The sequence below is a fragment of the Paraburkholderia sp. BL9I2N2 genome (genome assembly GCF_004339745.1).
Lineage (GTDB): Bacteria > Pseudomonadota > Gammaproteobacteria > Burkholderiales > Burkholderiaceae > Paraburkholderia.
On sequence record NZ_SMGP01000001.1, the window covers coordinates 2988329 to 3003043 of the forward strand.

Annotated in this window: 13 protein-coding genes; all 13 read right to left on the minus strand. The window is 65.3% G+C overall.

Annotated features, from left to right (window positions below; genetic code table 11):
- Positions 1 to 23: 23 nt before the first annotated feature.
- Positions 24 to 665 carry a DUF924 family protein gene (locus B0G74_RS13775; protein WP_132375280.1) on the minus strand — a complete coding sequence of 214 codons (642 nt, stop codon included), beginning with the start codon at positions 663 to 665 and terminating at the stop codon, positions 24 to 26.
- The gene (locus tag B0G74_RS13780) at positions 658 to 1071 is read right to left on the minus strand and encodes a group II truncated hemoglobin (protein WP_132375281.1); all 414 of its coding nucleotides are present in this window, start codon (positions 1069 to 1071) and stop codon (positions 658 to 660) included. Before B0G74_RS13780 ends, B0G74_RS13775 begins: the two co-directional genes overlap by 8 nt.
- A 26-nt stretch (positions 1072 to 1097) precedes the next feature.
- A complete protein-coding gene (locus B0G74_RS13785; RefSeq protein WP_207915645.1) occupies positions 1098 to 3683 on the minus strand; it encodes an FtsX-like permease family protein in 2586 nt (861 codons plus the stop codon).
- Positions 3680 to 4291, minus strand: a complete 612-nt coding sequence (locus B0G74_RS13790; protein WP_007175644.1) for a DUF4126 domain-containing protein — start codon at positions 4289 to 4291, stop codon at positions 3680 to 3682. The genes B0G74_RS13785 and B0G74_RS13790 overlap by 4 nt, the downstream gene beginning before the upstream one ends.
- A 256-nt stretch (positions 4292 to 4547) precedes the next feature.
- Positions 4548 to 4868, minus strand: a complete 321-nt coding sequence (sugE, locus tag B0G74_RS13795; protein WP_132375282.1) for a quaternary ammonium compound efflux SMR transporter SugE — start codon at positions 4866 to 4868, stop codon at positions 4548 to 4550.
- A 154-nt stretch (positions 4869 to 5022) separates the two neighbouring features.
- On the minus strand, positions 5023 to 5721 hold the full coding sequence (gene kdpE, locus B0G74_RS13800) for a two-component system response regulator KdpE (RefSeq protein ID WP_132375283.1): 699 nt from the start codon (positions 5719 to 5721) through the stop codon (positions 5023 to 5025).
- Positions 5714 to 8548, minus strand: a complete 2835-nt coding sequence (locus B0G74_RS13805) for a DUF4118 domain-containing protein (protein ID WP_132375284.1) — start codon at positions 8546 to 8548, stop codon at positions 5714 to 5716. The genes kdpE and B0G74_RS13805 overlap by 8 nt, the downstream gene beginning before the upstream one ends.
- Before the next feature lie 183 nt (positions 8549 to 8731).
- On the minus strand, positions 8732 to 9310 hold the full coding sequence (gene kdpC, locus B0G74_RS13810) for a potassium-transporting ATPase subunit KdpC (protein WP_132375285.1): 579 nt from the start codon (positions 9308 to 9310) through the stop codon (positions 8732 to 8734).
- Positions 9311 to 9337: 27 nt separating this feature from the next.
- Positions 9338 to 11422: a potassium-transporting ATPase subunit KdpB gene (gene kdpB, locus B0G74_RS13815; RefSeq protein ID WP_132375286.1), complete on the minus strand. Its 2085-nt coding sequence runs from the start codon at positions 11420 to 11422 to the stop codon at positions 9338 to 9340.
- A 56-nt stretch (positions 11423 to 11478) separates the two neighbouring features.
- Positions 11479 to 13284: a potassium-transporting ATPase subunit KdpA gene (kdpA, locus tag B0G74_RS13820; RefSeq protein ID WP_132375287.1), complete on the minus strand. Its 1806-nt coding sequence runs from the start codon at positions 13282 to 13284 to the stop codon at positions 11479 to 11481.
- A complete protein-coding gene (gene kdpF / locus B0G74_RS13825; protein WP_011487462.1) occupies positions 13281 to 13373 on the minus strand; it encodes a K(+)-transporting ATPase subunit F in 93 nt (30 codons plus the stop codon). Before kdpF ends, kdpA begins: the two co-directional genes overlap by 4 nt.
- Positions 13370 to 13483: a potassium ABC transporter ATPase gene (locus B0G74_RS13830; protein WP_132375289.1), complete on the minus strand. Its 114-nt coding sequence runs from the start codon at positions 13481 to 13483 to the stop codon at positions 13370 to 13372. Before B0G74_RS13830 ends, kdpF begins: the two co-directional genes overlap by 4 nt.
- Positions 13484 to 13736: 253 nt before the next feature.
- Positions 13737 to 14711 carry a quinone oxidoreductase gene (locus B0G74_RS13835; protein ID WP_132375291.1) on the minus strand — a complete coding sequence of 325 codons (975 nt, stop codon included), beginning with the start codon at positions 14709 to 14711 and terminating at the stop codon, positions 13737 to 13739.
- Positions 14712 to 14715 lie beyond the last annotated feature (4 nt).

Consider the following 14715-nt stretch of genomic DNA (forward strand, 5'->3'; position numbering starts at 1 on the left):
CCGAGCGGCTAGTGCCTGTGGGCCTAGAACGATGAACCGGGTGTGCGCAGGAAGGCGCTTTCTTCCGCCGTCGAGGGACGCCCGAGCGGCGCGTTGCGATGCGGAAAGCGTCCGAAACGCTCGATGATTTCCGCGTGCCGCACCGCGGACCGGTAATACGACTTGCCGCCCCGCTCCGCGTCCAACTGCTTGAACAGACGCAGCGACTCGCGCTGACTTGCGAGCGTTTCATCGTGCTCGAACGGCAAATAGGCGAACGCGCGATGGTGCACCGTAGGCAACCGGCGGTCGGCCCCACTGGCGATCATCTGCTGCGCGGTGAGCAAGGCTTTCTGGTCGGCGGCGAACGCGCGCGCCGTGTTACGGTGACAATTGCGCGAGAACTGATCTAGCACGATGACGAGCGCCAGCGCGCCAAGCGGTGTTTGCGCCCAGTTGTCGAGCGCGGACTCGCGGGCCGCATCGATCAGGGTACCGAAGCGTTCCCGCAGCATCGTGTCGAAAGCCGCATTGCGTGAAAACCAGATTTTGCGCTCCGTGCCGAACTCCGGCGCGCCCGGTACGCCGAACCAGCAGTCGAGGACTTCGCGTGCTTCCTGAGGCAAGTCGGCGTAATCCGCAGTTGCCGCGCCGGGTGTCGAGCCCAACCCCAACCCGTTAGCCATTCCGGTTGCGCATCCAGTCAGCCGTTTCGAAGAACGAGCCGAGCAGGCGCTCCCTCAGCGGCTCGGCAAGACCGACTTCTTCCATCGCCCACGCCATGCACCTGAGCCACTGATCGCGCTCGCTGGAGGCGATCGCGAACGGCAAATGCCGTGCGCGCAAACGCGGATGACCGAAGCGGCTGATGTAGTGATCCGGGCCGCCCATCCAGCCGCACAAGAACCAGAAGAACTTGTCGCGCGAACCGTCGAGCGATTCCGGATGCAACGCGCGGATTCCGGCGAAATCCGCTTCGAGATCCATCAGGTCGTAAAAGCGGTCGACCAGTTCACGCACACGCGCTTCGCCGCCCACCAGTTCGAAGGCCGTCGGCTGCGCCGCGGACACTTCGTCGTTCAAATCACTCATACCTGCTCACTAACCGATAAGAAAAATCACGCGTCCCGCAGCGATTGCAACGCCGGCCGCGCCAGCACATGCCGCAAGCTCAGCCAGCCGCCCACGCCGGCACACGCGATGCCGGCGGCGATGCCCGCCGGCAACAACCAGGGATTGAAACTCAGATAGAACTCGAAGACGCGCGTCGCCAGCACGTAGCCGATGGCCTGCGCGCCGGCCGCCGCCATCAGACCCGCCAGCGCGCCGACCGCGACGAACTCGGCGATCTGCACCGCCCGCACCTGTCGATGCGACGCGCCCAGTGCGCGCAGCAGCGCGGATTCTCGCATACGCTCATCGCGCGTGCCGGCAAGCGCCGCGTACAGCACGAGCACGCCCGCCGCGAGCGTGAACGCGAACAGGAACTGCACCGCGCCGATCACCTGCTGCAAGACGCGCTGCACCTGCGCGAGAATCGGCCCGGTGTCGATAGCCGTGAGGTTCGGATAAGTGGAGATCAGGCCGTCGATGGTCGACTGTTTCTCCTGCGGCAAATGGAAGCTCGTGATGAACGTCGCCGGGAAATCCTGCAACGCAGCGGGCGGCATCAGCACGAAAAAGTTGACCTTGAACGAACCCCAGTCGAGCTTGCGCACACTCGTGACCGGCGCGTCGATTTGCAAGCCGGTCACGTCGAAACGCAGCATGTCGCCGGGCTTCACGTTGATCAGCTTGGCGAGCCCCTGCTCGATCGAAATCTGCGGCGTTTTCGTGTCGCCGTACCATGTGCCGGCGGCGAGACGGTTGTCGTCGGGTAGCTCGGTCGTGTACGACAGATTGAATTCGCGATCCACGAGACGCTTGGCGTCGTCGCCCTTGAACGCATCCGGATTGACCGGCTTGCCGTTGATCGCCGTCAGCCGTCCGCGCACCATCGGTGCGAGCACCGTACCGGGCACGCCATGCGTGCTCAGATATTGCGTGACGGCGTCGCGCTGGTCGGGCTGGATGTCGATGATGAATTCGTTCGGCGCATCGGGCGGCGTCGATTTACGCCAGCCAGCCACGAGGTCGTTGCGCGTCATCGCAATCAGCAACAGACACATCAGGCCGATGCCGAGCGCGGTGATCTGCAATGCGCTCGCGCTGCTGCGCCGTTCGAGCGACGCCAGCGCATAACGCCAGCCGATGCTCGCATTCACGCGCTCGCTGCGCACGACGCGCGCCGCGCCCCATAGCGCGAGCCGCGCGATGCACGCGAATACCAGCATCCCGCCCGCGAAGCCGCCCGCGACGATCCCGCCGAGCTTCAACTCGCCCGCCGCGATGATCAGCAGCGCGGCGAACAGCGCGATGCCTAGCGCGTAGGCCGCCCACGCCGTGCGCCCCGCTTCGCCCCATTCGCGGCGCAGCACGCGCACCGGCGGCACGCGCGTGAGCGGCAACAGCGGCGGCAACGCGAAGCCCAGGAGCAGCACGAGACCGGCCGCGATGCCTTCGAGTGCCGGCCATACCGTCGGATACGGCAGCACCACGTCGATCAGACTGCCGAGCCACGTGAGCAGCGCGAGATGCCCGAGGTAACCGAGCGCCACGCCCAGCGCGCCGCCAATCAAACCGAGTCCGACGAATTCAAGCGTGAAGAGCGCACGCAGCGTCGACTGACTGACGCCGAGGCAACGCATCGCCGCGCAGCCGTCCAGATGCCGGCGCATATACCGATGCGCGGCCATTGCAATCGCCACGGCCGCCAGCAAGGCCGTAAGCAGCGAGACGAGCGTGAGGAAGTGACTCGCGCGGTCGAGCGTCTGGCGCACTTGCGGCTGCCCATCCTGCAGCGATTCGAGCGCGACGCCGCGCATCTTGCCGCCGTCCACCCGCTCATGCGCGAACTGCGCGAAACGCGCCACCGATTCGTCCGGGCCCGCGACCAGCAAGCGGTACGTCACACGGCTGCCGTAGGTGACGAGGCCGGTCGACGGCACGTCGTCGGCACGCAACATCAGGCGCGGCGAGAAGTTGACGAACGAGAAACCGCGGTCGAGTTCGCGCGTGATCACCGCGCCGATCGTGAAGTTGCGACCGCCGACTTTCACCGCGTCGCCGACACGCACCTTCAACGCGTCGAGCAGCGCCTGATCGACCCACACGACGCCCGGCGGCGGAATCGACTGCGCCGGATGGTCCGCCGCGCCCGGCGCCGACGCGATGCGCAACGCGCCGCGCAGCGGATAACCGGGCGACACGGCTTTGATCGCGGCAAGCCGCGAGACCGGCTGTGCGCCGGTCGAATTGATCATGCTGGGAAAGATCGCCGTACTGGCGGTATTCAGACCGAGCGCTTTGGCTTGCCCGGCGAATTGCGGATCGACCGGATGATCGGCCCGCACGATGAAGTCGGCGGCAATCATGCGCCGCGCGTCGCGTTCGAGCCCCTGGTGCAGACGGTCAGCCAGAAAGCCGACACTCGACAAAGCCGCCACGGCCAGCACCAGCGCCAGCAGCAGCATCGTCAGCTCGCCCGCGCGCCAGTCGCGCGCCGTCATGCGAATGGACTGGCGCACCAGATCCATGCCACCGAACCGGCGCGTCGTCGTCGGTAAAGCCCTGCGCGCCGTGGAACCCCGTACCGTATCGCTCAATCGTGCCTGCTCCTGGCAAAGCGCGACACCATGTGCGTCGCCATGCCGCGAAAACCGCCCTGCACCCCACGCCAGAGCCGCGGCAACGCCCAGCCGGCCAGCATCAGGAAGCCCACCATCAGCACCAGAAAGACGAGCGGCACGAACAGCGCGAGCAGCATGCCGCCGAACACGAGCCCGTCTTCAGCGGTCGAGGTCACGACATTCGACACCGGTTCCGGCGACAGATTGATCAACGCGCGCGTGCCCGCTTTAGCAAGGTGCGCCGTGCCCGCCAGCGTGCCGCCCGCGAGCGCGGCCACGGTCAACAGCGCCGGATCGGCATGGCCGAGCGCGCCGGCTGCCAGCACGGCGCCCGCCGGAATGCGAATGAAGGTATGGACCGCGTCCCACAGCGAATCGAACGCGGGGATCTTGTCGGCGAGGAATTCGGTGACGGTCAGCACGCCCGCCACGCCGATGACCCACGGCGAGGACAACGCGGACAGCGTATCGGGAAGATGGACGAGGCCGAGCCGGGCGAATACGCCGGCCAGCAGGACCGTCAGATAGAGGCGCAGACCGCTGCCCCATGAGAGGCCCGCAGCGAGCGAAAGTGATTCAAGCATGGCCGCCTCCGGGCGCGCTGTGCGTGCCGGGCGCTTCGACGGGCCACGAAAGGGGAGCCGCACTGAAGTCGTCAGACCCGCGCCAAGCCGGCCGCGCCAAATGGGCCGCGGACAATTTCAGGTTGGATTCGATCTCATTATAGCCACGTTAATTCGCAGAACGCAGAGCGGAGAATAAATGGCGAGACTGATTGGGCGCCGGCCGGGCATCGGCGGACTCGGCGAATGCGCCCGGCAGCGGCATGCAATGCAGGGCTCAATGCCCGGAAGATAGCTTCAATCCGATCAGTCCGACCACGATCAGCGCCGCGCTGGCGACCCGCGCGACGGTCAAGGCCTCGCCCATCATCACGATCCCGAAGATGAACGCGCCGACCGCGCCGATCCCGGTCCACACCGCGTACGCCGTGCCGAGCGGCAATTGGCGCATGGCCATGGCGAGCAGCACAAAGCTGCCAAGCGCAGTCACCACCGTGAACACGGACGGCCAGAGCCGGGTAAAACCTTCGGAGGTCTTGAGACCGGCCGCCCACGCGACTTCGAGCAAACCGGCAATCAACAGAAGAATCCAGGACATGAGACAGCTCCATGGTCAGATGGGGCCGTCCCCGTTTGTGAAACCGCAAGGTCGTCCTTACGAACTGTAATTATACCAAAGCCCGTTCAGGCGCCGCCGGCAGCGGGCCGCCGCAAGCAAGCGCGCCGCGCCGTCGCAAATTAGCCACACGGCCTCAAACCGCGCCTACCAGCCGGTATCCGACACCCGTTTCCGTAATGATGTGCTCCGGCTGCGCCGGGTCGCGCTCCAGCTTGCCGCGCAGATGCGCCATATAGATGCGCAGGTAGTGATGGCTCTCGACATGCGACGGCCCCCACACGTCGCGCAGCAACTGGCGGTGCGTCAGCACGCGGCCGGCATGGCGCACCAGCGTGGCGAGCAGCCGGTATTCGATCGGCGTCAAATGAACGACAGCGCCGTCGCGGCTCACCTGCCGCAGGGCCAGATCGACTGTCACCGTGCCAAAGCGCACCTGTGGCGATTCGTTGGCGCCGCCTTGATTGCGCCGCCGCATATGCGCGCGGATCCGCGCCAGCAGTTCGGACACGCCGAACGGCTTGGTGAGGTAGTCGTCCGCGCCGGCATCGAGCGCGGCGACTTTTTCGCTTTCCTGGGTGCGCGCCGACAACACGATCACCGGCAGCTCGCTCCAGCCGCGCAGTTCGCGAATGACGTCGAGTCCGTCGGTGTCGGGCAGGCCGAGATCGACGATCACCAGATCGGGCTTGCGCGTCGCGGCTTCGACGAGACCCTGCTTGCCGGTTTCGGCATCGTGCACGACGATGCCCTCGCCTTCCAGCGCCGTTCGCACAAAGCGGCGAATCTGCTTTTCGTCTTCGATCAGGACGACGGTGATGCTGGGGTCACTCATGGCTAGGCTTGGAAAGCGGGTTAAGAGTTGAATCGCTGCCGGTATCGACGTGAGTCAAGGAATCGGCGCCCTCGTCTTCCATGGAATCCGGTGCGTCGGGCGGCGTCTCCACCGGCAGCGTGAACCAGAAGCGCGCGCCTTCGACACGGCCGTCCGCCGACACGCGATTGAGCGCGCCGATTGTACCGCCGTGCGCTTCCACGATCGCGCGGCAGATTGCGAGCCCCAGGCCGATGCCCGGCTTGGCCGACTCCTTCTCGCCGCGCGTGAATTTCTCGAACACGCGCGCTTCCATGCCCGCGGGCAGGCCCGGGCCGCTATCGTCGACGGTCACGCGCACGAACGACTTGCCGTCCGCGTCGAGACGCTGCGCGCCGATCGTCAGCGGCGTGGCCGGCGCCGTATATTTGGCGGCGTTTTCGAACAGATTGGAGAAGAGGCGCTCCATCAACACGGCGTCGAGGTGCAAGAGCGGCAGATCAGCGGGCAGTTTCACCTGCACCGGATGATTCGCCAGCACGCGTTTGCACGCGCGCAGCGCGGCGCCCACCGTCTCTTCGAGCAGCGTCCATTGCTGGTTCAGTTGCAGACTGCCCGCCTGCAAACGCGCCATGTCGAGCAGATTCGTGACGATGCCGGTCATGCGCAGCGCTTCCTCGTGAATCGCTTCGACCAGCTCGCCGTTGGGCTGCGCCTCGGGCGCTTGCGCCAGCATCGACGAGAAGCCGACGATGGTCGTCAACGGTGTGCGCAGATCGTGCGAGATCGCCGACAACAACGAGTTGCGCAGGCGCTCCGACTCCATGTTGACGAGCGCATCGCGCGCGATGTCGACGTAATGCACCCGCTCCAGCGCAAGCGCGATCTGCGCGGCGAACGCGTCGAGCATGCGCTGCTGCTCGGGCACGTCGAGCTCGCCCTCGTCGCGCATCACCACCGCGAGCACGCCACGCGTGCGCATCGGCGCCTTGAGCGGCAAGTAGAGCGCGGCGGCGGCCGGCAGCGTATCGGTGCCGTGGCCGGCCGGCTTCTGCTGATCGTAGACCCATTGACCGACGTCGCTATCGAGCATCTCGCCTTCGAGCGTGATCGCCGCGTCGGGATCCTCGATCTTCTGCTTCACCTGATCGACGCTGTCCGGCAACAGAATCGCGACGCGCGCACCGAACACCTCGCTCACATGACGGCTGCCGATGCCGACGATCTGTTCCGTGGTCAACGCCGCGGCCAGTTCGCGCGCCATGGCGTACATCGCGCCGGTGCGCTGCTCGCGGCGCCGCGCCACGCTCGCCTCGCGGCGCAGGCTCGAAGTCAGATGGCTGATCACCAGCGAGGTCAGCAGCATGCCCAGGAAGGTCAACAGATACTGCGTGTCGGAGACCGACAGCGACATACGCGGCGGCACGAAGAAGAAATCGAACGCGGCCACGCTCATGAACGACAGCACCACGCCGGGTCCGCGTCCCAGCCTCACCGCGGCGAAGATCACACCGAGCAGGTACAGCATGACGAGATTGGTCAGATCGATATGGTCGATCAACTGGCTCGACAGCAGCGTGATGGCCGCGCAGATCAATAGCGCGAAGCCATAGGCGCGCGGCGGCGAGCGGCGTTCGCGCGCCGCGCTCAGCGCCTCGCGCCACGCGTTCGCGGTGGTGTTCAACAGATGGCGATGCTCGCCGCCGTCGCGGTCGGACGAGGCGCGAATCAGCGTGAGATCGAGATCGGCCGTTTTCTCGGCGATACGTTCGCCGAGCGGCCGGCGCAGCCAGCGCTTCACGCCCGTGCGCGCCGACGCGCCGGCCACCAGCTTCGACACGTTGCGCGCCTGCGCGTAGCCGATCAACGCGACGGCCGCGTCGGCGGCCGCCAGCGTGGCGGTTTCGGCGCCGAGTTCGGCGGCGAGTTTCAACGCGTTCAGCGTGCGTTCGCGGCGCGCATCCGGCAAACGCTGCAGCGCCGGCGTCTCGACATAGACTGCAATCCAGTCGGCCTTCAGGCTGGCGGCGAGACGCGCCGCCGCGCGCACCAGCATCGGTGCTTCCGGGCCAGGGCCGACGCACACCAGCAAGCGCTCGCGCGCCTGCCAGATACGCTGGATCGAACGGTCGGCGCGATATTCACGCATCTGCGCATCGACGCGATCCGCGGTGCGGCGCAGCGCCAGCTCGCGCAGCGCGATCAGATTGCCTTTGCGAAAGAAGTTGCGCACCGCGCGCTCGGCCTGCTGCGGCATGTACACCTTGCCGTCGCGCATCCGGTCGAGCAGTTCCTCGGCGGGCAAGTCGACCAGCGTGACTTCGTCGGCGCGATCGAACACGCGATCCGGCACCGTCTCCCAGACGCGAATGCCGGTGATCTGGCCGACCACGTCGTTCAGGCTTTCGAGGTGCTGGACATTGACCGTCGTATAGACATCGATGCCCGCGTCGAGCAGTTCATACACGTCCTGCCAGCGCTTCAGATGCCGCGCGCCCTGCACGTTCGAGTGCGCGAGTTCGTCGACGAGAATCAGTTGCGGCTTGCGGGCGAGCGCGGCGTCGAGATCGAACTCGCCGAGCTTGCGGCCGCGATATTCGATATGCGCGAGCGGCAGCACGTCGAGACCGTCGAGCAATGCCGCGGTTTCAGTGCGGCCATGCGTTTCGGCGATGCCGACCACCACGTCCGCACCTTCATCGTGACGCCGGCGCGCGGCCTGCAACATCGCATAGGTTTTGCCGACGCCCGCCGACGCGCCGAAAAAAATCTTCAGCCTGCCTCGCTGACGTTTTTCTTCGTCGCGTTGCAGCTTGTCGAGCAACTCATCGGGATCGGGGCGGTTCATGCTCAATGGTTTTCATCGTTGGGCGAGCGGCGGTGTATGCATGGTGGCACGGCGGCGGCCCGGCCGCAAATAGCGGCCACCGTACACCGCGGTCACCGTACATGGCGTTGCGCCGTCAAAAGGCAAAGGCGGAGTCGCGCGGACGCCGCCTTTGCGAAGCGAAGCGCTGCCGCGTTTCGTCGATCAACCGTGCTTCATCTCGTCCAGCGCCAGATTCAGTTCCAGCACGTTCACACGCGGCTCACCCAGAATGCCGAACTGACGGCCGCTCGTATAGCGATCCACCAGCGCCTGCACGTCGTTCGCAGCGAGCTTGCGTGCCTTGGCGACGCGCTCGATCTGATAAGCCGCAGCCGCCGGGCTGATCTCGGGATCGAGACCGCTGCCCGACGACGTCACCAGATCGACCGGCACCGGCTTCGACATATCCGTGCCGGCTGCCTTCAGCGCGTCGATACGGCCTTTGATTTCGTCGAGCAGCGCCGGGTTGGTCGGGCCGAGATTCGAACCGCTCGAACCCTGCGCGTTGTACGGCATCGGGCTGGTGGCCGACAGGCGGCCCCAGAAGTATTGCGGCGCATCGAACTGCTGGCCGATCAGCTTCGAACCGACCACCTTGCCGTCCTGCTCGAGGATGCTGCCGTTGGCCTGATCGTTGAAGGCCGCCTGACCGACGGCAGTCATCACCGCGGGATAGGCAAGTCCGGTGACGGCGGTGAGCACCGCGAAAATCACGATCAACGGACGGAACAGATTTTTCATGATGAATAATTCCTCTTGAACTAGCGCTTAGACCCAACCGAACGCGGCCAGCACCATATCGATCAGCTTGATGCCGATAAACGGCACGATGATCCCGCCCAAACCATAGATCAGCAGATTGCGGCGCAGCAGGATCGCCGCGCCCAGCGCGCGATAGCGCACGCCCTTGAGCGCCAGCGGAATCAGCAGCACGATGATCAGCGCGTTGAAAATCACCGCCGACATGATGGCCGAGGCCGGCGTGGCCAGGTGCATCACGTTCAGCGCATTCAACGCCGGATAGGTCGTGGCGAATGCGGCCGGAATGATCGCGAAGTACTTGGCGACGTCGTTGGCAATCGAGAACGTGGTGAGCGAACCGCGCGTCATCAGCATCTGCTTGCCGATCTCGACGATCTCGATCAGCTTGGTCGGATTCGAATCGAGGTCGACCATGTTGCCCGCTTCCTTCGCGGCCTGCGTGCCGGTGTTCATCGCCACCGCGACGTCGGCCTGCGCGAGCGCCGGGGCATCGTTGGTGCCGTCGCCGGTCATCGCGACGAGGCGGCCTTCGGCCTGGTGCGCGCGGATCGTGGCGAGCTTCGCTTCCGGCGTGGCTTCGGCGAGGAAATCGTCGACGCCGGCTTCCGCGGCAATCGCCGCCGCGGTCAGGCGGTTATCGCCCGTCACCATGATGGTCTTGATACCCATCTTGCGCAGTTCGGCGAAACGTTCCTTGATGCCGCCCTTCACCACGTCCTTCAACTCGATCACGCCGAGCACGCGCGCGCCCTGCTCGCCTTTCTCGGCGACCACCAGCGGCGTGCTGCCGCGCCGTGCAACTTCGGCCACGGCGTTGCTGACTTCGTTGGGGAAACGGCCGCCGTTGGCTTCGACATAGTTCTTGACCGCATCGGCCGCGCCCTTGCGAATCTCACGGCCTGGCAGATCGACGCCGCTCATGCGCGTTTGCGCGGTGAACGCGAGGAACGTGGCATGCAACGAAGCCATATCGCGTTGGCGGATGTTGAAGCGCTGCTTCGCCAGTACGACGATGCTGCGGCCTTCCGGCGTTTCGTCGGCGAGCGACGACAGTTGCGCGGCATCCGCGAGCGCTTCTTCCGTCACACCCGGCGCCGGCACGAATTGCGAAGCCTGGCGATTGCCGAGCGTGATGGTGCCGGTCTTGTCGAGCAACAGCACGTCGACGTCGCCGGCCGCTTCGACCGCGCGGCCCGATGTGGCGATCACGTTCGCCTGCATCATGCGGCTCATGCCGGCCACGCCGATCGCCGACAACAAACCACCGATGGTGGTCGGAATCAGACACACCAGCAGCGCGACCAACGCGGTGATCGCCACCACGTGGCCGGCCTTCGCGGCTTCGACCGAAAACATCGAGAACGGCAGCAGCGTGGCGGTGGCCAGCAGCATCACGATCGTCAAGGCGACCAGCAGAATCGTCAGCGCGATTTCATTCGGCGTTTTCTGACGCTTGGCGCCTTCCACCATCGCGATCATGCGGTCGAGGAACGCCTCGCCCGGATTCGCCGTGACGCGCACCACGATCCAGTCCGACAACACGCGCGTGCCGCCCGTCACCGACGAAAAGTCGCCGCCCGACTCGCGGATCACCGGCGCGGATTCGCCCGTGATCGCCGATTCGTCGACCGACGCGACGCCGTCGATCACTTCGCCGTCCGCCGGGATCACGTCGCCGGTTTCGACCAGCACGACGTCGCCCTTGCGCAGATCGGAAGCCGTCAGAATGCGGATCGGCGACTTCGGATGCGGCTCGTTGAGCTTCTTGGCCATCACGTCTTTCTTCGCGCTGCGCAGCGACGCCGCCTGGGCCTTCGAACGGCCTTCGGCAAGCGCTTCCGCGAAGTTGGCGAACAGCACCGTGAACCACAGCCACAAGGTGACCGCGAGAATGAAGCCCGCGGGCGCCTCGGCCTGGCCGCCGAGCGCGGCGATCCAGAGAATGGTCGTGAGAATGCTGCCCACGTACACGCAGAACATCACCGGGTTGCGGAACTGCGTGCGTGGCGTGAGCTTCTTGAAGGAGTCCACGATCGCCGGGCGCACTAGCGCCGGGTCGAACATGGACCGGGTTGCATTATGTTCAGTCATTGAATCCTCGAATTTCCCGTTTGCGCCTGTTCAGTCGTTAGATCGCAAGGGTCGCCTCAATGCGCGCCCATCATGATCAGATGTTCGACACCAGGACCGAGCGCGAGCGCAGGCACATAAGTCAGCGCGCCGACCAGCAGCACCGTGCCGAGCAACAGCACGACGAACAGCGGGCCGTGCGTGGGCAGCGTGCCGCCCGTCACGCCGATGCGCTTTTTCGCGGCCAGCGAACCGGCAATCGCGAGCACCGGAATGATCGTGCCGAAGCGGCCGAACCACATCGCGATCGCCGTGAGCCAGTTGTAGAACGGCGTGCTCACCGTGAGACCCGCGAACGCGCTGCCGTTGTTATTGGCCGCCGAGCTGAACGCGTAGAGGATTTCGGAGAAACCGTGCGCGCCGGGGTTGGCGATGCCCGCCTTGCCCGCGTCGCTCAACACCGCGATCGACGTGCCGACCAGCACCAGCAGCGGCGTGAGCAGCACGACGATCGACACCATCTTCATCTCGTACGCTTCGATCTTCTTGCCGACGTACTCCGGCGTGCGGCCGATCATCAGGCCCGCCACGAACACGGCCAGCATCGCGAACACGAGCATCCCGTACATACCGGAACCCACGCCGCCGAAAATCACTTCGCCGAGTTGCATCAGCAGCATCGGATAGAGGCCGCCGATCGGCGTCAGCGAGTCATGCGTGTTGGCAACCGCGCCGCACGAAGCCGCGGTGGTCGCAACCGTAAAGATGCCCGACTGTGCGATGCCGAAGCGCGTTTCCTTGCCTTCCGCATTGCCGCCCGACTGCAGCGCATTGGCCGACTGGTCGACGTGCAATGCGGCGATGGCCGGATTGCCGCCCTGCTCCGAGCTGATCTCGCCGAACACGCAGACCGCAAACGCGATCGTCATGGTGGCGAGCACGGCCACGCCCTGCTTGCGGTCCGCGATCATGCGGCCGAACACCAGCGCCAGCGCCGCGGGGATGATCAGGATCGAGAAGATCTGCAGGAAGTTCGAGAACGGGGTCGGGTTTTCATACGGATGCGCCGAGTTGCCGTTGAAGAAGCCGCCACCATTGGTGCCGAGCATCTTGATCGCTTCCTGCGAAGCAACCGGGCCCATCGCGAGCGTCTGCGTTTTCACCGGCGTATCGACGGTCACCGGGTTGCCCTTGGCGTCCTTCACCGGATTGCCTTGCGCGTCGAGCTTCGGCGCGGCATACGTGGTGGTTTGCAGCGTCGGCACGTCCTGATAGGCCTTGAAGTTCTGCACCACGCCCTGGCTCATCAGCAGAGCCGCGACGATGACCGACATCGGCAGCAAGACATAGAGCGTCACGCGCGTGATATCGACCCAGAAGTTGCCGATGGTTTGCGCGGTGTGACGCGCGAAGCCGCGAATCAGCGCGATCACCACTACGATGCCGGTGGCCGCCGAAAGGAAGTTCTGCACGGTGAAGCCGAGCATCTGCGTCAGATAGCTGACGGTTTGCTCAGGCGAGTAGTCTTGCCAGTTCGTGTTCGACACGAAACTGACGGCAGTGTTGAACGCGCCGTCGACCGTCATCGGGCCGAACTGCTGCGGGTTGGCCGGCAGCCAGCCTTGCACGCGCAACAACACATAGAGGAACGCCACGCCGAGCACGTTGAACGCGATCGTGGCGATCGCATAGTGCTTCCAGCTCATTTCCGTCGACGAATCGACGCCCGCGATGCGATACAGGAAACGTTCGACGGGACCGCCGAAGCGGACCACGCGCGAGCTGCCGTCCATCACGGCGCTCAGATAGCGGGACATCGGCACCGCGGCTGCCAGCAGCACGACGATGAAGAGGCCCGCTTGCAGGACATTGTTCGAGTTCATTCAATGTCCTCCGCGCGCAACAGCGCATAGACCAGGTACACAAACAGCAACGCGGTCGCGGCGCCGGACAACCAGAGAATCCAGTTCATGAGCGCGCTCCCTGCCCACGGCGAAACTGCATCAACTTCTCGCAGCCGATAATCAACGCGAAGGTCAGCGCGGAAAACAGCACCAGCCCCCCGACATACAGCACATCCATTTTTGGTCTCCATTCACGGACTTTGGATAGCCGCAACGTTATGCCGATCCGTGTAAAGGGCTGGTCAAAGATGGGGGGGCGTATATAAAAATCGCGTAAACGGACAAGGCCGCTCCATCCTGCGATGGAACGGCCTTGTGCCTGCTGGGCGTGGTTTTGCGGCATGCCGCGCCGGTTCGGCTCCGGCCCTGGCGCAAGCTCGAATGAGCGCGGTTTTTATACGACGGCTGCCGTCGCGCTGATGTCGTGGGCGTTACGGCAGCAGCACCGTCGAGCCCGTCGTGCGGCGCCCTTCGAGGTCCGCGTGCGCGCGGCCGACATCCGAGAGCGCATAACGCTGATTGATGCTCGTCTTGACCTTGCCCGACACCAGCACGTCGAACAATTCGGTGGACATCGCCTCGTAGTCGCTGCGTTTGGCTATATAAGTGAAGAGCGTCGGGCGCGTGAAGAACAGCGAACCGCGTCCGGCGAATTCCGACGAATCGATCGGCGGCAACGGCCCCGACGCATTGCCGAAGCTCACGAACATGCCGAGCGGCGCGAGGCAATCGAGCGAGGCCGTAAACGTGTCTTTACCGATCGAGTCGTACACCACCGGCACGCCCGCGCCGTTGGTAATCTCGCGCACGCGCTTGGTGAAGTTCTCGCGCGTGTAGACGATCGCGTGATCGCAGCCGTGCGCCGTGGCGATCTCCGCTTTTTCATCCGAGCCGACCGTGCCGATCACCGTCACGCCGAGCGCCTTCGCCCACTGGCACACCAGCAGACCCACGCCGCCCGCCGCGGCCTGAATCAGGATCGTGTCGCCGGCTTTCACGGGATACGTGCGGCGCAGCAGATATTGCGCGGTCAGGCCTTGCAGCATCACCGAGGCGGCCTGCTCGTCGCTCAGGGCGTCGGGCACCTTCACGACCTGCGCGGCCGGCAGCACGCGCTCCTGCGCGTACGCACCGGGCGGACGCCCCACGTAGGCGATACGATCGCCCACCTTCAGACCGGTCACGCCCGAACCGAGCGCCGTCACTTCGCCGGCCGCCTCCATGCCGAGACCGCCCGGCAACGGCAACGGATACAGACCCTTGCGGAAGTACACGTCGATATAGTTCAGCCCGACCGCCGTCTGCCGGACACGGATCTCGCCCGCGCCCGGCTCACCGACTTCGACGTCGACCCACTTCATCACTTCGGGGCCGCCGGTTTTATCGAATCGGATTGCTTTGACCATCATG

Excerpts from the sequence above, each read along its gene's own strand:
- B0G74_RS13775 (WP_132375280.1), bottom strand. The coding sequence starts at position 665 with ATGGCTAACGGGTTGGGGTTGGGCTCGACACCCGGCGCGGCAACTGCG.
- B0G74_RS13780 (WP_132375281.1), bottom strand. The coding sequence starts at position 1,071 with ATGAGTGATTTGAACGACGAAGTGTCCGCGGCGCAGCCGACGGCCTTC.
- B0G74_RS13790 (WP_007175644.1), bottom strand. The coding sequence starts at position 4,291 with ATGCTTGAATCACTTTCGCTCGCTGCGGGCCTCTCATGGGGCAGCGGT.
- sugE (WP_132375282.1), bottom strand. The coding sequence starts at position 4,868 with ATGTCCTGGATTCTTCTGTTGATTGCCGGTTTGCTCGAAGTCGCGTGG.
- kdpE (WP_132375283.1), bottom strand. The coding sequence starts at position 5,721 with ATGAGTGACCCCAGCATCACCGTCGTCCTGATCGAAGACGAAAAGCAG.
- B0G74_RS13805 (WP_132375284.1), bottom strand. The coding sequence starts at position 8,548 with ATGAACCGCCCCGATCCCGATGAGTTGCTCGACAAGCTGCAACGCGAC.
- kdpC (WP_132375285.1), bottom strand. The coding sequence starts at position 9,310 with ATGAAAAATCTGTTCCGTCCGTTGATCGTGATTTTCGCGGTGCTCACC.
- kdpB (WP_132375286.1), bottom strand. The coding sequence starts at position 11,422 with ATGACTGAACATAATGCAACCCGGTCCATGTTCGACCCGGCGCTAGTG.
- kdpA (WP_132375287.1), bottom strand. The coding sequence starts at position 13,284 with ATGAACTCGAACAATGTCCTGCAAGCGGGCCTCTTCATCGTCGTGCTG.
- kdpF (WP_011487462.1), bottom strand. The coding sequence starts at position 13,373 with ATGAACTGGATTCTCTGGTTGTCCGGCGCCGCGACCGCGTTGCTGTTT.
- B0G74_RS13830 (WP_132375289.1), bottom strand. The coding sequence starts at position 13,483 with ATGGATGTGCTGTATGTCGGGGGGCTGGTGCTGTTTTCCGCGCTGACC.
- B0G74_RS13835 (WP_132375291.1), bottom strand. The coding sequence starts at position 14,711 with ATGGTCAAAGCAATCCGATTCGATAAAACCGGCGGCCCCGAAGTGATG.